The following is an 18,742-nucleotide window of genomic DNA, read 5'->3' as shown; positions in this document are numbered from 1 at the left end:
CCGGACAATCCGACCTACATATATGGTTAGATGGTTACCAAATTGAATTATCGCTAGCATCAGACTCCGGTACTTTCCGGGGTCTTTTTTTGTTTCGCGTGCCCAGAGGCACGCATGATCTCGTTGGTGAAAGTCCAACTCAAGGAGGGGCCAAGCCACCTTGGTAGCTAGGATGCTTGCATATGGCGAAATCTGTGTGTAAAAGCGCATCGACAAAAGTACCTGTCAGAGACAGGGCGAGCAACAAGCCAGGCCGCAACATCAAGTGAATCCTGCCGCGTCGTCAAAAAGGCCCTGCAAGGGGGAAAAGAGGGTGCCGAGTCTCGGAAACATAGACGAAGGCCAAGGAAGCTGTAGAGAACTTGGAACAACAGTGAAGAACCCTCCGGCGTATAGGGAACGGCATGGCTTGAAAGATTATGCAGTGAACTGGGGAGACCCTCCCCCACACGGATTTTTTTTTTTAGGAATTCGTAAAGAGGCACTCTATAAGTCCAAAAGACGAAGTGAGCCGTCTGTGGGAAGGGAGTCCGAGGGGCTCATAGTACCGAAGAACCCAAGGACAACATAACTTTGGGGAGGGAAGGAGCCCTGCTTTGTTTATGCTTTTGGAGGAGGTACGAGTGAGTGAATGCCAATCGGCTAACAACACCAAAGGAAAAAGTTCAACAACTCCAAGAAAAGCTAGGTCATGCGGCCAAGGAGAACAGCAAGCGTAAATTCCATGCCTTGTACGACAAAGTCTACCGGTGGGATGTCTTGTGCGAAGCTTGGAGACGAGTGAAAGCGAACGAGGGAGCGGCAGGTGTAGATGCCATGACGCTGGCAGATGTGGAGGAACAAGGAGAAATGAACTTCCTCAAGGACTGCGAGCAAGACCTGAAAGAAGGTAACTACCATCCGCAGCCCGTACGGCGGCACTACATCCCGAAGAAAGACGGGAAGCCAAGACCACTCGGCATTCCGAGCGTACGTGACCGAGTCATACAAATGGCAACCAAACTGGTGATCGAACCCATCTTTGAAGCCGATTTTAAGGATGCTTCCTTTGGCTTTCGCCCGAAACGAAGTGCCAAAGGAGCGCTAGAGCGAGTCCGAAAAGCCTGTAACCGCAAAGGGAATTGGGTCATCGACGTGGATATCCAAGGCTACTTTGACAACATTAATCAAGAGAAGCTGATGAAACTCGTGCAGATGCGGGTCAATGACAGGCGGCTCCCGAAGCTGATCCGAAAATGGTTAAGCGCGGGAGTCATGGAAGAAGGAACGGTGAGGCGTTCGGATTTAGGGACACCGCAAGGAGGGGTCATTTCACCACTTCTGGCGAATATCTATCTGAATTACTTCGACCGATTGTGGGAGAAGTACGGGAGTGGCATCGGGGAACTCACGAGATATGCGGACGATTTTGTAGTGGTCTGTAAAACGAAAAAGGACGCCGAGCATGCGTACGAACTGATACGCCAAATCATGGAACGTCTGGAGTTGACGATACACCCAACCAAAACCCGAATCGTAGGCCTGTGGACAGGGGAAGAAGGATTCGATTTTCTAGGCATGCATCACCGGAGAACGAAAGCAGAAACGTCTCAAGGCAAAGTGTACTATACGACGCAGCAGTGGCTAACGAAAAAGGCAGAAGAGCGTATACGAGGGGTGGTTAAAGAACGATTGGCCCCGCCACATATGCGTGCAAAAACGTTCGTGGAGCAGGTAGCGTGGCTCAATCCGAAGATTCAGGGATGGAGGAACTACTATTACACGAACTACAGCCAAAAGAAATTAGCGAAGCTGGACTGGTACATTTTAGAGCGATTAACCCGGTGGTATGCAAAGAAGAGACAACGCAGAAGATGGATGGGCTCACAGATCGAGGTGAAATATATCGCCAGGCAATATGGATTAAAAACGCTATTGTAATCTGCATGCCCATGAATGACAAACATCGGAAAGCCGTATGAGGGAAAACCTCACGTACGGTTTGATGAGGAGAGGCTGGGTTTTGCCCAGCCTTTTACTCTAGAATAGATAAGAGATTTGAGAATCATCCGAGGAACATTTTTCTATTGAATTTAATAGATTCAAGAGATAGATTGAAGTTCATTTTACATATTAGATTGAGCAAGCTCAAAAACGGTTAAATACATCATCAAGCGCCAAATAATTGATACCAAGTAAATATTCGATTATGGCTGAATATGATGAAATATCGCGAAATATGGCGTTATGCCTACGTTGACAGATGTGGCTTGAACAGATGTCATTATTCGGTCACCGGGAGTTTTTACATGGCGCTTACATTCGTGTTATAATGAAGTGGCAAAGGAAAAAGGAGGAGTGCCCTATGAATTTAAGTATTCGAGGTCAACAAATCGAGGTTACTGATGCTTTGAAGGATTATGTCGACAAAAAGTTGAGTAGACTCGAGAAGTATTTCGATGCACCCCTTAACTCTGACGGTGCTGTTACATTGAGCACGACGAGAGGTTTGCATACGGTAGAGGTGACGATCCCTTTGAAAGGCATTGTGCTCCGCGCTGAGGATGAGAGCGACGATATGTACGCATCCATTGACTCTGTGGTGGACAAGCTGGAACGTCAGATTCGCAAACACAAAACAAAAATTAACCGTAAGTTCCGCCAGGAAGGCAGCCTGAAGACACTCTTCGTTGAAGATCCAACGGGTACTGTAGCTACAGCTGAACTGGATGCGGACACGGATGACGATGATTTTGAAGTTGTACGGACGAAACGCTTTATGTTGAAACCAATGGACGTGGAAGAGGCTATCCTCCAAATGAACATGGTTGGACACAATTTCTTCGTATTCTCTAACATCGACAGTGAAGAAGTGAGTGTTGTTTACAAACGGAACGATGGTAAGTACGGATTGATCGAACAAGGTTAATCTTAACGTACAGGATCATCGGATCGGATTTGCGTTTGAATATCTAATAATAATGAACACAGGAACTGTCGTTTCCTGGATTAGACTTAACAAGAGCTTCCATCCCTTAGGGGATGGGGCTCTTTTGTGCGTAGAGGAGCTGGGAAATGACCTTTGGAAATAAAATGGTGAAACTATTCCCTATGCTGCTGCGTCTAATAGATAGTAAGAAGAAGCACAAACTGTAAAAGTTTACTGCCAGATTCCGATACTTACAAAATATTTGTACGCCTACATTTTAGAACTGGATCTTGAGATTTCTATCCAAATTTACCATCAAAATTCGTTGGCAGGGCTGTCTATCCTGCAAAACGAAACACGACAATCGAACGCTTCCGCTAACGACTATGATTTTTTGCACTTAAACTCCATTTGATATGTCTCAGAAGTTCAAAGAAGTGTGCCGTGGCGTGTTGCGGCGGCTCTTACAAACTGTTACAATTTATGCAAAGAGAATCATTGTCCTGATGAGGAATTGTCAACGAATGATCGCTAATCATAATCAATGACAGGCACAGCACCATGAACATGATTCGCAAGGCTCGGGCTTCGGCTACTTTTTAATAACCGAATCCGTTTGAATACCGAATCAGCTTCATGAGAACCCTTGGCAAGCCTGGAGTTGATTCATCATATTACTTATTAGCATATGATTTGAATTTGATTTTTACACGGATGACGAAGAGGGCGGAAATGATCTGTAGAAGCGAAGCGTTCGCCTTTATCCCCGGATTTCCCCCTCTGAGAAGAGAGTTTAAAAGAAATCAGGGGATAACAGCGATCGAAAGGACATTCTGGCAACTGAGTTGATGAAGTGTAACCTTCATTAAGCTCAAATCATATTGTTTGTCACCCCCGGGCAAGTGGATGCAACATCCATCCGATGGTGTCGCGTGGCGGCAACAGGGGGTCTATTCTGTTTTGCACGAAAGGGGTATACCATGTTAGGACTTGTCAAAAAGATCTTCGGCGACATGAACGAACGTGATGTTAAACGTCTGATGAAGACGGTCGATGTGATCAATAAACTGGAACCACAATTTCAGGCGTTGTCTGATGAACAACTGAAAGGTAAAACTGACGAATACCGTGCTCGTATTGAAAAGGGCGAAACGACAGATGAGCTTCTTCCAGAGGCATTTGCAACCGTACGTGAGGCTTCACGCCGTGTACTGGGCAAACGTCACTACGATGTACAGATGCTGGGCGGGATCGCTCTGCATGAAGGCCGTATTTCCGAGATGAAAACGGGTGAAGGTAAAACGCTGGTAGGAACACTTCCGGTATATCTGAACGCATTGATGTCCAAAGGTGTACACGTGGTGACGGTCAATGACTATTTGGCACAGCGGGATAGCCAGGAAATGGGACAAATCTATGAATTCATGGGCATGACGGTAGGGGTTAACCTGAGCGGTATGGACCATGCTTTGAAACAACATGCGTATGCATGTGATATTACGTACGGAACGAACAATGAATTTGGTTTTGACTATCTGCGTGACAACATGGTGCTATACAAAGAGCAAATGGTACAACGTCCATTGTTCTTCTGTATCATTGATGAAGTAGACTCCATCTTGGTCGATGAGGCGCGTACGCCACTCATTATCTCTGGACAAGCTCAAAAGTCGACGGATATGTACTATGCAGCAGATCGCTTTGTGAAGCGTCTGGTTCCTGAAGAAGACTTTACGGTAGACATTAAGGTGAAATCCGTAGCGTTGACTGAGGCGGGCGTTGCCAAGGCAGAGAAAGCATTTGGTATCGAGAACCTGTATGATCATGCCAATGTTACACTTAACCATCACATCGTACAGGGCTTGAAAGCCAACGTAATCATGCGTCGTGACGTGGATTATGTGGTGAGTGATGAGGAAGTTATGATCGTTGATGAATTCACAGGTCGTCTGATGTCTGGACGTCGTTACAGTGATGGATTGCATCAGGCGATTGAAGCCAAAGAAGGCATTGAAGTACAAAACGAAAGCATGACGCTTGCTACGATTACCTTCCAGAACTATTTCCGGATGTACCGTAAACTTGCAGGTATGACAGGGACAGCGAAAACCGAGGAAGAAGAGTTCAAAAAAATCTACGGTCTCGAAGTACTTCAAATTCCAACCAACCGTCCAAACAAACGGGATGACATGGCAGATGTTGTGTACAAGAGCATCGACGGCAAGTTCAATGCGGTTGTGGAAGAGATCGTGGAACGCCACAGCAAGAACCAGCCGATTCTGGTAGGTACAGTGTCCATCGAGAACTCTGAGCGTCTCTCTGACATGCTGAAGCGCCGTGGTGTCAAACACCAGGTACTGAACGCCAAGTACCATGCGGAAGAAGCAGAGATCATCTCAGGAGCTGGTCAAGCGGGTGCAGTAACGATTGCAACCAACATGGCTGGACGGGGTACGGATATTATCTTGGGTGAAGGTGTAGCTGAAGTAGGCGGCCTTCATATCATCGGTACAGAGCGTCACGAATCACGCCGGATTGATAATCAGCTGCGTGGTCGTGCAGGACGTCAAGGTGACCCGGGTTCAACACAATTCTACCTGTCACTGGGTGATGAATTGATGAGACGTTTCGGTGCAGACAATGTATTGAACATGATGGAGCGCCTTGGTTTTGAAGAAGACCAACCGATTGAGAGCCGGATGATTACCCGTGCAGTAGAATCGGCGCAGAAGCGTGTTGAAGGTAACAACTTTGACGTGCGTAAAGTCGTTCTCCAATATGATGATGTCATGAACCAACAACGTGAAATTATATATAAACAGCGCCGTGAGGTACTGGAGTCCGAAAATATTAAACAAATCGTTATGGATATGATCAAACCTTCCATTGAACGTATCGTTGAAGCTCACTGTAATGACGATATTCCGGAAAACTGGGAGTTGCAGGAAGTTGCCGATTACATGAACAGCAAATTGTTGGACGATGGTTCGATAACAAAAGATGATCTGTGGGGTAAGGAAGCAGAAGAGATTATCGAGTTCCTGTTCACGAAAGTACAGAACAAGTACAATGCACGTGAAGAGCGAATTGGCGAAGAGATGGTTCGTGAGTTCGAGAAAGTGGTTGTGCTCCGTGCAGTAGACAGCAAGTGGATGGATCATATTGATGCAATGGATCAATTGCGTCAAGGTATCCACCTTCGCGCATACGGCGGTACAGATCCACTGCGTGAGTACCAGTTCGAAGGCTTTGAGATGTTCCATCAGATGATCGCTTCGATTCAGGAAGAAGTAGCGACTTATGTGATGAGAGCTCAGATCGAGAGCAATCAGGAGCGTCAAGCGGTTGTTGAGGAAAGTCAGATCTCGACAAGCGGTGAACCTGCTGAGAAACGTCCAGTGAAGGTTTCTGACCAAATCGGACGTAACGATCCATGCCCATGTGGTAGTGGTAAGAAGTTCAAACACTGCCACGGTCAAGAGTAGAGCGATGGTTTTTATATACACTATAGTGTAATAAGTTGAACCTTGATTTTACACCATAACGGAGAGTGCAGAAGCAATCTGAAGAAGCGGAGCGTTCGCCTTTATCCCCGGATTTTACCCTTTTGTAAGGGGATTAAGAAAATCTGGGGATAAGAGCGATCCGAAGATGCTACTGCAATCGGAGTGATATGGTGTAAAGAATGCTGGCTCAACTTAAATAGCATGACATGAACGGCTCCTCGCAGCCGGGTATTCCATAGGATGAAGTGAAGGATGCAAAACCGGTTAATGGTGCATAGTTATAATATTATGACCATGATCATGGAGAAGAGATATACTGATACAACAGTTGTCTCAACACCAGGGTGACGCATCGCATACTTGATCTGGAGGAATGTCCTGGATGCGGGGAGCTTATCTTAATGAAAAGAGGAATTACACATGATCGATCCAAACGTGAAGCATGACCTGCGTGAAATAGGCAAGAAACTAACAAACCTTAGGGGGTCTCTTTGACTTAGATCTGAAGCAAGAGATGATCGGCAACTTCGAAGTGAAGATGTCTGCGCCAGATTTCTGGGACGATAGCGACAAGGCGCAATCGGTAATCGCCGAGCTAAATGCGGTGAAAGGATCTGTGGATCAATACACCAAACTCCAGCAGGATTATGATGATGCAGTGATGATGATTGAACTGGCGGACGAAGAAGGCGACGAAGACCTCGCTACCGAGATTGGTAACAGTATTACCGCGATCGTGAATAAGGTTGCAGAGTTCGAGCTTCAGCTTCTCCTGAATCAACCATATGACAAGATGAACGCGATTCTGGAGCTTCACCCGGGTGCGGGTGGTACCGAGTCCCAGGACTGGGGACAGATGCTGCTTCGGATGTACACACGTTGGTCCGAGAAGCGTGGCTTCAAGGTTGAGGTACTGGATTATCTGCCAGGTGATGAGGCTGGGATCAAGAGTGTTACATTGTCCATTAAGGGACATAACGCTTATGGTTATCTGAAAGCCGAGAAGGGTGTACACCGACTGGTGCGGATCTCTCCTTTTGACTCATCGGGCCGTAGACATACGTCCTTCGTATCCTGTGATGTGGTACCGGAGATTGATGACACCATTGAATTGGACATTCGTACAGAGGACCTCAAGATCGATACGTACCGGGCAAGTGGCGCGGGTGGACAACATATCAATACCACCGACTCTGCCGTACGGATTACTCACCTTCCGACAGGTGTAGTTGTAACGTGTCAGAATGAACGTTCACAGATCAAGAACCGTGAGCGAGCGATGACGATGCTCCGTTCGAAATTGTATGAGCGTAAAATTGAAGAACAAAAACAACAGCTGGATGAAATCCGAGGAGATCAGTCGGATATTTCATGGGGTAGCCAGATTCGCTCCTATGTGTTCCATCCCTATAGTATGGTAAAGGATCACCGTACAAGTGTAGAGACTGGAAACACAGGAGCAGTGATGGACGGCGACCTCGATTCATTCATCGATGCTTATTTGCGTAGCCAGATTAAAGTAGAAACCGATTAAAATAAGTTCCTGTATGGACCCATACGTGTAGGCGTATGCTGGTGTATACGGGAGCTTTTTTTTGAATCATTTTATAGGATACAGAGAATATGAACGAACAACTGATCGGTCACAACAAAGGAGAGCACGATAAACATGCAACAACGATCACAATTTCATAATAATCGCAAAAAGAGGATAACTAGTCTCATTCCACTTAATGGCCCATGGAGGAACGTGGTAGATACGGTATCTATCATTGTAGGCTCGTTTTTAATTGCAGTGGCCTTTAATTTATTTCTATTACCCAATCAGATTGCTTCAGGCGGGGTGTCCGGGTTATCAATCCTAGGCAAGGAATGGCTTAATTGGGAGCCCGCATACACCCAGTGGGCAATTAATATCCCACTCCTGATCGCGGGTTTCCTGCTCATTGGTAAACAGTATGGGATCCGTTCAGTCCTTGGCAGTATTGTCCTGCCACTGTTAGTCTATCTCACGAAGGATTGGGCCATTCCAACAACAAATCCGCTACTTGGTTCACTATATGGCGGAATTGGTGTGGGTCTGGGGATTGGCATTGTATACCGTGGACGAGGATCAACAGGGGGCATGAGCATTCTTGCCAGAATCGTACAGAAATACAGCGGACTGAGTTACTCATTGTGTGTAGTCATCATGGATGCTACGGTTATTATTATGGCTGCTTTTGTATTGTCATTGGAGCAGTCTCTCTATGCGCTAATTGGATTGTATGTTACTGGTAAAGTGATCGATGCCGTCGAGATGGGGCTCGGCTTCTCCAAGGTGGCGTATATTATCTCCAACCAGACGGAAGCGATAAGCAAAGTGATTCTGGATGACTTGGATCGCGGATTAACGAAGCTGGAAGCCAAAGGTGGTTACACCGACGATCAACGAACAGTACTGATGGTAGTTGTTGGGCAAAATGAGGTTCCTAGACTCAAAGCGTTGATCCGGTCTGTGGACCCGGGAGCTTTTGTCATTATCAGTAACGCGCACGAAGTGCTCGGCGAAGGTTTTAAGCGGGGAGAACATGTGTGAACGGGTGTGAGAAATAGCGATTGAGCCGTGTAGGCTCATACGTTTGGAAGTTCAAAACAAGAAAAAAACAGGTACATCCTTCTCCAAAATGACGGGAGAGGATATGCCTGTTTTTTACTATTACTATAATTTCAACTAAACTTCACGATAACGTAGAGGACAGGAATAGCCTGAAGAAACGAAGCGTTCGCCTTTATCCAGGAGATAACAGCGATCGGAAGGCGATTCTGTCATTGAAGTGCCTCCGCTACAGAATAGGAGATAACAGACGGGAAATGGCTTCTTTGAAGCGGATAATCAGACTGCGTTTTTGGTATTCATCGAGTGTCATTTCCCGCGATACATGCAGGTCGTGCTCAAAGGTTTGTACAAGTGCTGTCGCAATCGCTTCATCATACATAAAAGCATTAACCTCAAAGTTCAACCGGAAACTGCGGTAGTCAATATTGGCGGTTCCCACGGATGCAACCAAACTGTCAATGATAAGTGTTTTGGCATGAATGAAGCCATTATCGTATATAAATACTTTGGCGCCAACCTTCAGCAACTCACCAATATAAGATAACGTAGCCCAATATACGAAGGCATGGTCGGGTTTATTTGGAATCATAATGCGAACATCTATGCCGGACAGACACGCGAGACGAATAGCTTCGAATACACTGGCATCCGGGATAAAATAAGGCGTTTGAATCAGAATCGAATGTTTGGCTCCATTAATCATCTTAAGATAACTGTTCTTGATATGCTCGGTCTCTGCATCCGGTCCACTGGAGACAATCTGCATGGCAATCTTTCCTGTGCCCTCGATATGAGGGAAATGCGCCGGAACGTAAGGTGTGTCGTGTTGCTTGGACGCTTCATTCCAATCCAGAAGGAAACGGGTCTGCAGCGCATGAACGGCATTCCCCTGAATACGCAGATGTGTGTCACGCCAGTAACCGAATTTCGAGTTCAGTCCGAGATACTCATCTCCGACATTAAATCCACCCGTGTACCCAAGGTTACCATCAATAATGACAATCTTACGGTGGTTCCGGTAGTTCATACGCAAGTTAATCAGACTGAATTTGGATGGGAAAAAGACCTCAACCAAACCGCCTGCTTCGCGCAATTCTTTGAAAAAACGTTTGGATACCCGCCGTGAGCCGAGTGCGTCATACAGTAAACGGACTTTGATGCCTTCCCGCGCTTTGCGGATAAGTGCATCCCGGATTCTTTTGCCCAGACGGTCGCTTCTATAGATGTAGTATTGTACGTGCACATGATCCTGAGCCGCTTCGATGTCGTCCAGGAGACGCTGGAATTTGTCCGTTCCGTCCGTAATGATCTCAACGGCATTGTCCTCTGTCAGCAGTGCGCCGTTCTGCTTCAGGTTCATGTAGATCATGTCCTGGCTACTCTCGGTTGCCTGGTTGCGGAAGGGGTTACGATTATCATGCAACTGTGCGAGCTGGGCTTCAATACGTTCCTCGAGCCCAAGCTTCTTACGTTCTTTCCACTGGAAAAGCCGGTATCGGGTCAGATTCTGACCGGTTAAAAGATAAAGTACAAACCCAAACACCGGAATAAAGTTCAATACAAGCAGCCAAGCCCAGGAAGCGCTGGCATCCTTCCGTTCGAAGAAAACGACGGCTGCCGCAAAAATAATATTCAGGCCCAAGAGCACAATAAGTAAAATGGATTCGATATGCACTATAGTCCCCCATGTCTCATAATGACCATCATGAGTCTATTCATATGTCCTTGATTAGCAGGTTAGTTATGAATGAGACCCTGATTGTAATGTTTCCTACTAATACGTATTTTAACAGATGTATACCTATTCGTCCCGGATAGTAAAAAAGATATGTTCGGATTGGATGGAAATCCATGTGAAATTGATGATAGAGTGTTGTATTTATATAACCATAGTCGTATAATAATACACAAATATGCATATAAGCGACGGAATTGCTGTGTTCAAGTATCCTTCAGGCAAGGACATAGCACAAGTAGCGCATACATCGAGATTGGGGGAGCGAGAGTGAATAACAAATTAAAAGTAGCAATCGTCGGTTCCACCGGCTACGGCGGGGTGGAGCTGATTCGTTTTTTCCAGAACCATCCGCTGGTTGAAATCACATCGGTGATCTCATCATCGAGCAGTGGTGAGTCCATCGCAGATGGATTTCCGCATTTGACGGACGTGATTCACAGGCCACTCGACGGTGTAGATCCGGCTGAAATTGCGAGTCGTGCGGATCTGGTATTCACAGCGACCCCGTCCGGCGTAAGTGCAAAGCTCGTACCAAGCCTGCTGGCAGCAGGGCTTAAGGTCATTGACCTGTCTGGCGATTTCAGACTCAAGGATGGAACGGTGTACGAAGAGTGGTATAAACATCCGGCGCCTTCAGCTGCTTTGCTGGAGCAAGCGGTATACGGCATGGCTGAGGTGTATGGTGAAAAAGTGAAGGGACAGAATTTTATATCGAACCCGGGCTGTTATCCAACGGCTACACTTCTTGGACTGATCCCTGCTGTAGAGGCAGGCTGGATTAATCCTTCTACTATCATTATTGATGCTAAATCAGGTGTATCTGGAGCAGGACGCGGAACAAGTCTGACAAACCATTATGCAGAGATGAATGAGAATTTCAAAGCCTATAAGCTGAATAAACACCAACATATTCCCGAGATTGAACAAGTGCTTGGCAGTATAACGGGAACGCCTGTTACGGTTACCTTCACAACACATCTGGTGCCAATGACACGTGGAATCATGAGTACGATGTATGCAAACCTTGTTGGGGAACACAGCGATCGGGAGATCGTAGATTTGTACCGCAAATATTATGAGAACAGACCTTTCGTACGTGTACGTGAACCGGGCATCTGGCCTTCTACCAAAGAAGTGTACGGATCCAACTATTGTGATATCGGATTTGCGGTAGATCCTCGCACAGGGCGTTTGACGATTATTTCGGTCATCGACAACCTGGTGAAGGGTGCTTCCGGGCAAGCGATTCAAAATATGAACCTGATGATGGGATGGGAGGAGAACCTCGGGCTGAACATGACACCGGTATATCCATAAGGGATTGGAATTCAGGAGGAGTGCTGGAACATTCGGTGTAAAGTGCTTTCTCGGAGTCACTTAGGGAGAACGGATCAGGTTAGGCAGGCGGATCATCGGCATATAGCTGAACGCATACGGGGGATATGATATGGGAACGAATGTGGAGCAACAGACTTTTACCGTGGTTGAGAACGGAACAATTGTAACCCCTGGGGGATTCACTGCTGGTGGACTTCACTGCGGATTGAAAAAGACATCTCGTAATGACATCGGAGCGATCCGATGTGATGTACCAGCTACAGCAGCTGCTGTATACACAACGAACGTGTTTCAGGCGGCACCACTTAAAGTAACGCGCGAAAGCTTGAGCAACGGACGCCTTCAGGCTGTTATCGTGAACAGTGGTAATGCCAATGCATGTACAGGGCAACAAGGGGAAGAAGATGCTTATGCGATGCGTTCGGCTGCTGCGCGTGAGTTCGGTGTTGCAGAAGAGGACGTAGCTGTGGCATCCACAGGTGTCATTGGGGAATTGCTCAAAATGGATGCTGTACATTCAGGCATCACCGGACTTCCAGCGCATATGGGCAAGGAGTCGAATGAGGCGGAGCAATTTTCACAAGCGATTCTGACAACGGATTTGGTGAAAAAGGAAGCTTGCGTCTCCGTTCTGGTTAACGGTAAGACGGTTACGATTGCGGGAGCCGCCAAAGGCTCGGGTATGATTCATCCGAATATGGCGACCATGCTCGCTTTCATGACCTCTGACGCGGTCATTGGTGCAGAAGCGTTGCAGCGCCTGCTGCGCCAGGCAACCAATCATACATTTAACATGATTACCGTAGATGGAGATACAAGTACAAACGACATGCTGGTAGCTATGTCCAGTGGTTATGCAGGCAATGAAGAGCTGACCACAGAACATCCAGATTGGGACGCTTTTGCAGCCGGCTTCACCTATGTATGCCAAGTGCTGGCCAAAGCCATTGCTCGCGATGGTGAAGGAGCAACCAAACTGGTTGAGGTAGAAGTGACAGGTGCAGTAAGTGATGAATCCGCGCAAGCAATTGCCAAAACCGTCATAGGTTCCAGTCTGGTGAAATCCGCCATGTTTGGCGCTGACGCCAACTGGGGACGGATTATTGCAGCCGTAGGGCGTGCAGGACAGCCGGTGAACCCTGATACCGTGGATATCCGACTGGGAGATATCTCGGTACTCGCCCAGTCTCGCCCAGTCGTGTTTGACGAAGAATTGGCATTGGCTTATTTGCAGACCGATACAGTTCGCATTGTGGTAGATCTGCACCATGGCGAAGGAACGGCTACAGCCTGGGGCTGTGACCTGACGTATGACTACGTCCGAATTAACGCAGCATACCGCACGTAATAAGCCTTTGGGACAAAATGTTTGCGAAACAGCTATCTTCTATTGTGAAGCTGGTTTGAAATATTTCAAAAATCATCAATGAAATTTAAACTTGTTATTTTAATGTTTGATATATAGCGATAGCAATGGAGAAGACGGAATTGATTCTGAAGAAGCGGAGCGGTCGCCTTTGTCTCCGGGTTTTCCCCCATATAGTAGGAATTCAAAAAAACCTGGAAACAACAGCGATCGAAAGAACAATCCGAATTCGGAATGGACTAATAGCAGCCTTTGTCATCTTTTAAAGGTGTTGAATTTTATTGAATGTGATTTTTACTAAGAAAGGAGTTGCTCACTTGAATTCAACATTGCCAAATGATAGTACCGGAACGGAAGCGGGTACTGAGAAGCAGATGTTTGTCATGAAATGTGGGGGCAGTACGCTCGCAGCATTACCTGAGTCTTTCTTTGCGGATCTGCGTGATTTGCAGTCTCAGGGCACGCAGCCGGTAATCGTGCATGGTGGAGGTCCTGCGATTTCGGATAACCTGGCGAAGCTTGGTATCGAAACCGAATTCGTTAATGGCCTGCGCAAAACAACTGAACCTGTGCTGGACGTAGTGGAGATGGTGCTTGCGGGCAGTATCAACAAACAGATCGTGCGTTTGATTCAACGTGTGGGCGGTCGTGCACTAGGCTTGTCCGGCGTCGATGGAGGTCTGATTCAGGCTAAACCTGTTACAAACCACGCAGAGATCGGTTGGGTAGGCGATGTTACTGGTGTGAACGCAGAGATTATCCAAGGCATCGTGAACATGGGTTATATGCCGGTTATCGCACCAGTTGGTGTGGATGCAACCGGACAACGCTACAACATCAACGCTGATACAGCTGCGGGTGCAGTGGCGTCTCATCTCGGCGTAAGCCGGATGATTGTTGTGACAGATGTTCCTGGCATCATGAAGAACGTAGGCGGCGAGAAAAAAGTATTGCCATCTGTATCTGTACAAGAGATTGAGGACATGATCCAGACCGGAGAAATCTATGGCGGCATGATTCCCAAAGTGCGTGCAGCAATCGCTTGTATCCATGGCCAAGTACGTGAGGTCGTCATCGTAGACGGCAGCGTACCCCAAATCCTGAGCCGTGTACTCGGCGGAGAAATCATCGGAACTAGAATCATCCGTATGCAATAAAATTGCTCGATACGCTAGGGTCTTAATAGTCTTATTTAAATAAAAAAATATGTGCACGGCTTTTTAATATAAGAAATCTAATATTACACTCACATATCGTAGGGTGCAGAACCAATCTGAAGAATAAAAATGCATAACGGAGAGGACAGAAATAACCTGAAGAAGCGGAGCGTGCGCCTTTATCCCCGGATTTCCCCCTTTAAGGGGCAATCAAAAAAATCCGGGGATAACAGCGATCGAAAGGTTGTTCTGTCATCGAAGTGGAGTATGCGTACGTTCAAAAGATGGTCCTGCAATCGGAGTGGTCTAGTGTAAGTCAGGGCTCTTATATGATTGCCGTTGCACCAACCAATAGGAGTGATATGGTCATGGCAAAAGGCAACGAACAGCCAGGTTCTGGCACAGCAGTAGCGGGCGCAGCAGCAACAGGTGCAGCGGCACAGACGGAAAGCTCGCTTTTCCCGACGTATGCGCGTTATCCAATCAGTCTGGTCAAAGGTAAAGGCAGCTGGTTGTGGGATGATCAAGGCAACCGTTATCTCGATTTCATGTGTGGCCTTGCTGTAACGAGCCTGGGCCATGCACCGGAGAAAGTCGGCGCCAAGCTGAAAGCTCAAATTGATGAGCTGTGGCATGTGTCCAACCTGTTTCAGATTCCGGGCCAGGAGAAGGCAGCGGCATTGCTGACAGCCAATACGTGCGCTGATGCAGTGTTCTTCTGTAACAGTGGTGCCGAAGCGAACGAAGCAGCTATTAAAGTCGCACGTCGTTATCACCAGAAGGTGAAAGGCACAGATCGCTATGAAGTAATTACTTTTGCCCAGTCCTTCCACGGACGGACACTCGCTACATTGACAGCAACCGGACAGGATAAGGTGAAAGAAGGATTTTTACCATTGCCAGCCGGATTTGTCACCGTACCTTTGCATGATATCCCTGCACTCGAAGCTGCAATTGGACCCAACACAGCAGCTATTATGCTAGAGATGGTTCAGGCCGAGGGTGGTGTATATCCGGTTGAGCCGGAATTCGTCAAACATGTACGGAAATTATGTGACGAGCACGGGTTGCTGTTAATTGTTGATGAAGTACAAACAGGAATGGGACGTACAGGTAAACTGTTTGCACACGAACATTATGGCATTGAGCCAGACGTGTTCACCGTTGCCAAAGGTATCGGCAGTGGTTTCCCTGTAGGTGCAATGCTGGGTAAAGGTTTCCTGCGAGATGCGTTCACACCAGGTAGCCATGCGACCACCTTTGGTGGAACACCACTTGCTTCATCCGTTGTGATTGCAACCATCGAAACGATGCTGGAAGATCGTTTGCCAGAGCGTGCAGCGGAAATGGGCGAATACCTGATGAGTTCCCTGCGGAATCGCTTGGCAGGCAATTCCTTTGTGAAGGAAGTACGTGGCATGGGATTGCTCGTCGGTATTGAATGTGCTGAGCCGGTAGGTGATATTGTGCTTGCTGGACAAAAACGCGGTATTTTGTTCGTCTCTGCAGGACCCAATGTGATTCGTTTGCTTCCGAACCTGTATGTGAGCAAAGAAGAGATCGACGAGGCGGTATCCCTTGTAGCCACATTGATCGAAGAGCACGTAGCGGCGAAAGCCTAATATAAAAATGAGAACCTTTCTGTCTCGGGGCCATTACTGGCCTCGAAGCAGAATGAGATGATGAATCCCTGTAGCCGCGCGGTGAACTTGCAGAAGGCGGAGATGAATAAACTTGAGAAGTACCCAGCCAAAGTGTCGACGTTGCTCACTCTTCTGCCCATGCGGGTGCAGGGAACCGGAAATAAGGAGGACATTATAGATGACAGCACAACAGACGGAAAAGATTCAGAAGATTGATCTGAGAGGCCGGGATTTTATCGAATTCACGGACTACACGGCAGAGGAGATTCGTTATCTGCTTGATCTTGCGATTGAGATTAAAGGCAAGCAAAAAAGCGGTGTACCCTTTCAACCGTTGAAAGGTAAAACGATCGGACTTATTTTTGAAAAATCATCCACACGTACGCGTGTATCCTTTGAAGTAGGTATGTTCCAATTGGGCGGACATGCGCTCTTCCTGAGCAAAAATGATATCCAGCTGGGGCGTGGGGAAACGACACATGATACAGCCAAAGTATTGTCCCGCTACCTGGACGGCATCATGATCCGTACCTTTGGACACCATAATGTAACTGAACTGGCAGAGCATGCCGATGTTCCGGTCATTAACGGCCTGAGCGATGCGGCACATCCTTGTCAGGTACTGGCAGACTTCCAAACAGTGCTGGAGCACAAAGGCAAGCTGGCAGGTCTGAAAATAGCCTACATCGGAGATGGCAACAACATGGCACACTCCCTTATGCTCGGAGCAGCGAAGATGGGTATGCATGTTGCTGTAGCAACACCAGAAGGCTATGAGCCGGATAGCGCAGTTGTGGAGCAGGCACGAATCATTGCACAAGAGAGCGGTTCGGAAGTGACTGTAACCTACAGTGCACAAGAAGCAGCCAAAGATGCAGATATCGTGTACACGGATGTATGGGCAAGCATGGGCTTTGAAGAAGAGCAGAAGATTCGGGAGCAGGCATTTGCAGCATATCAAGTGGACGAGGAACTGATGAAAGGCGCGAAGCCGGACTACATGTTCTTGCATTGTCTGCCAGCACACCGCGGCGAAGAAGTGAGTGCCGGTGTAATTGACGGGCCGAACTCCCTGATCTTTGATCAGGCGGAGAATCGCTTGCATGCACAGAAAGCATTAATGGCTGCGTTAATGAGCGAATAGCTGCTATTTCATTGAATGGGTTGATTTTAGGTGCAGATTTCGCGATGATAGATAAAAGTTTATAGCAACTGATCTTGGGGAGGACCATCGAACATGGCTAAGGAAAAAATTGTACTCGCGTATTCAGGCGGGTTGGACACATCTGTAATTTTGAAATGGTTGAAAGAAACGTATGATGCAGAGATTATCGCATTCACAGCGGATATTGGACAAAAGGACGAACTGGATGGCTTGGAGGAAAAAGCACTCGCTACTGGCGCTTCCAAAGTATACATCGACGATCTGCGTGATGAATTCGCAAAAGATTTCATCTATCCAATGTTCCAGGCAGGTGCACTCTATGAAGGACAATACCTGCTTGGTACAAGTATCGCTCGTCCACTGATCGCTAAACGCATGGTGGATATCGCTCGTGCAGAAGGCGCAACAGCTATCGCTCACGGCGCTACAGGTAAAGGAAATGACCAAGTTCGCTTTGAGCTGAACGCGGCCGCGTTGACACCAGACATTAACGTAATTGCACCTTGGCGTCTGGAAGAATTCCGTAACCAATTCCCTGGACGTGCCGAGATGATCGCTTACGCTGAGAAACATGGTATTCCGGTAACCGCATCTGCGGCTAAACCGTACTCGACAGACCGTAACTTGCTGCATATTAGCTATGAGAGCGGTGTGCTTGAAGATCCTTGGTTCGATCCAAGCGCGGACGAGAACAAAGACATGTTCTTGCTGAGCAGTGCACCTGAAGATGCACCGGATCAAGCGGAATATGTTGAACTTGAATTCGAACAAGGCGACTGTGTTGCACTGAACGGTGAGCGCCTGAGCCCGCTGCAAGTGATGGAACAACTGAACGAGCTGGGTGGCAAACATGGTATTGGCCGTGTAGATATGGTCGAGAACCGTTTTGTTGGTATGAAGAGCCGTGGCGTATACGAAACGCCAGGTGGAACAATCTTGTTCACCGCACATCGCAAAATGGAGTCCATCACGATGGACCGTGAAGTGATGAACCTGCGTGATAGCCTGATCACACGTTACAGCACACTCGTTTACAACGGCTTCTGGTTCGCACCAGAGCGTCTTGCATTGCAAGCGCTGGTGACTGAAAGCCAGAAAAATGTAACAGGTACCGTTCGTGTGAAACTGTACAAAGGCAACATCATCGGCGCAGGTGTGAAAAGTCCTGTCAGCCTTTACAATCCGGACATTGCAACGATGGAAGCTGATCCAACGCAAGCCTACGATCAAGGCGATGCAACAGGCTTTATCCGTCTGAATGCGCTGCGTCTGAAAGTAAATTCCGGCGTGGAGCAAAACAAAAACTAATTTCAACCTGCATA

General features: G+C 47.4%; 13 protein-coding genes. 12 read left to right on the top strand and 1 reads right to left on the bottom strand.

Annotation, left to right across the window (positions count from 1 at the left end):
* The first annotated feature begins 627 nt into the window (after nt 1-627).
* The 5 genes from ltrA to J7E78_RS00265 all read left to right on the top strand — a co-directional run bounded on the left by ltrA (nt 628) and on the right by J7E78_RS00265 (nt 8,992).
* Nucleotides 628-1,920, top strand: a complete 1,293-nt coding sequence (gene ltrA, locus J7E78_RS00285) for a group II intron reverse transcriptase/maturase (protein WP_215074406.1) — start codon at nt 628-630, stop codon at nt 1,918-1,920.
* A gap of 424 nt (nt 1,921-2,344) precedes the next feature.
* On the top strand, nt 2,345-2,908 hold the full coding sequence (gene hpf / locus J7E78_RS00280; protein ID WP_017691993.1) for a ribosome hibernation-promoting factor, HPF/YfiA family: 564 nt from the start codon (nt 2,345-2,347) through the stop codon (nt 2,906-2,908).
* Between the two features lie 980 nt (nt 2,909-3,888).
* The gene (gene secA / locus J7E78_RS00275; protein WP_215074405.1) at nt 3,889-6,393 is read left to right on the top strand and encodes a preprotein translocase subunit SecA; all 2,505 of its coding nucleotides are present in this window, start codon (nt 3,889-3,891) and stop codon (nt 6,391-6,393) included.
* 441 nt (nt 6,394-6,834) lie between these two features.
* Nucleotides 6,835-7,948 (top strand): peptide chain release factor 2 gene (gene prfB / locus J7E78_RS00270; protein WP_215074404.1). Its coding sequence is split into 2 segments (ribosomal slippage): nt 6,835-6,906 and nt 6,908-7,948, totalling 1,113 coding nucleotides; the frame shifts between segments, so codons are not numbered across the junction.
* A gap of 135 nt (nt 7,949-8,083) precedes the next feature.
* Nucleotides 8,084-8,992 carry a YitT family protein gene (locus J7E78_RS00265; RefSeq protein WP_215074403.1) on the top strand — a complete coding sequence of 303 codons (909 nt, stop codon included), beginning with the start codon at nt 8,084-8,086 and terminating at the stop codon, nt 8,990-8,992.
* 247 nt (nt 8,993-9,239) lie between these two features.
* Here the strand turns inward: J7E78_RS00265 and cls are convergent, their stop codons facing one another.
* Entirely contained in the window at nt 9,240-10,688 is a 1,449-nt protein-coding gene (gene cls, locus J7E78_RS00260; RefSeq protein ID WP_215074402.1) for a cardiolipin synthase, read from the bottom strand.
* Between the two features lie 330 nt (nt 10,689-11,018).
* On the opposite strand from cls, the gene argC reads away from it, so the two are divergent.
* From argC to J7E78_RS00230, 7 genes are all read left to right on the top strand, one after another.
* Nucleotides 11,019-12,068, top strand: a complete 1,050-nt coding sequence (argC, locus tag J7E78_RS00255) for an N-acetyl-gamma-glutamyl-phosphate reductase (RefSeq protein ID WP_215074401.1) — start codon at nt 11,019-11,021, stop codon at nt 12,066-12,068.
* Between the two features lie 130 nt (nt 12,069-12,198).
* Nucleotides 12,199-13,437, top strand: coding sequence for a bifunctional glutamate N-acetyltransferase/amino-acid acetyltransferase ArgJ (gene argJ / locus J7E78_RS00250; protein WP_215074400.1), 1,239 nt, complete (start codon nt 12,199-12,201; stop codon nt 13,435-13,437).
* Between the two features lie 392 nt (nt 13,438-13,829).
* The gene (gene argB, locus J7E78_RS00245; protein ID WP_215074442.1) at nt 13,830-14,612 is read left to right on the top strand and encodes an acetylglutamate kinase; all 783 of its coding nucleotides are present in this window, start codon (nt 13,830-13,832) and stop codon (nt 14,610-14,612) included.
* A gap of 368 nt (nt 14,613-14,980) precedes the next feature.
* Nucleotides 14,981-16,234: an aspartate aminotransferase family protein gene (locus J7E78_RS00240; protein ID WP_215074399.1), complete on the top strand. Its 1,254-nt coding sequence runs from the start codon at nt 14,981-14,983 to the stop codon at nt 16,232-16,234.
* A gap of 102 nt (nt 16,235-16,336) precedes the next feature.
* On the top strand, nt 16,337-16,471 hold the full coding sequence (locus J7E78_RS29635; protein ID WP_285229334.1) for a hypothetical protein: 135 nt from the start codon (nt 16,337-16,339) through the stop codon (nt 16,469-16,471).
* The gene (argF, locus tag J7E78_RS00235) at nt 16,434-17,399 is read left to right on the top strand and encodes an ornithine carbamoyltransferase (protein ID WP_215074398.1); all 966 of its coding nucleotides are present in this window, start codon (nt 16,434-16,436) and stop codon (nt 17,397-17,399) included. The genes J7E78_RS29635 and argF overlap by 38 nt, the downstream gene beginning before the upstream one ends.
* A 93-nt stretch (nt 17,400-17,492) precedes the next feature.
* Nucleotides 17,493-18,728 carry an argininosuccinate synthase gene (locus J7E78_RS00230; protein WP_017692004.1) on the top strand — a complete coding sequence of 412 codons (1,236 nt, stop codon included), beginning with the start codon at nt 17,493-17,495 and terminating at the stop codon, nt 18,726-18,728.
* Nucleotides 18,729-18,742: the final 14 nt, after the last annotated feature.

It is taken from the genome of Paenibacillus polymyxa (assembly GCF_018614975.1).
GTDB lineage: Bacteria > Bacillota > Bacilli > Paenibacillales > Paenibacillaceae > Paenibacillus > Paenibacillus polymyxa_E.
Note: the sequence above shows the minus strand (reverse complement) of the source record. Positions and strands in the feature narration are given on the sequence as shown.

Coding starts and splice junctions, on each gene's coding strand:
- hpf (WP_017691993.1), top strand. CDS start 2,345: ATGAATTTAAGTATTCGAGGTCAACAAATCGAGGTTACTGATGCTTTG.
- secA (WP_215074405.1), top strand. CDS start 3,889: ATGTTAGGACTTGTCAAAAAGATCTTCGGCGACATGAACGAACGTGAT.
- J7E78_RS00265 (WP_215074403.1), top strand. CDS start 8,084: ATGCAACAACGATCACAATTTCATAATAATCGCAAAAAGAGGATAACT.
- argJ (WP_215074400.1), top strand. CDS start 12,199: ATGGGAACGAATGTGGAGCAACAGACTTTTACCGTGGTTGAGAACGGA.
- argB (WP_215074442.1), top strand. CDS start 13,830: ATGTTTGTCATGAAATGTGGGGGCAGTACGCTCGCAGCATTACCTGAG.
- J7E78_RS00240 (WP_215074399.1), top strand. CDS start 14,981: ATGGCAAAAGGCAACGAACAGCCAGGTTCTGGCACAGCAGTAGCGGGC.
- J7E78_RS29635 (WP_285229334.1), top strand. CDS start 16,337: ATGAATAAACTTGAGAAGTACCCAGCCAAAGTGTCGACGTTGCTCACT.
- argF (WP_215074398.1), top strand. CDS start 16,434: ATGACAGCACAACAGACGGAAAAGATTCAGAAGATTGATCTGAGAGGC.
- J7E78_RS00230 (WP_017692004.1), top strand. CDS start 17,493: ATGGCTAAGGAAAAAATTGTACTCGCGTATTCAGGCGGGTTGGACACA.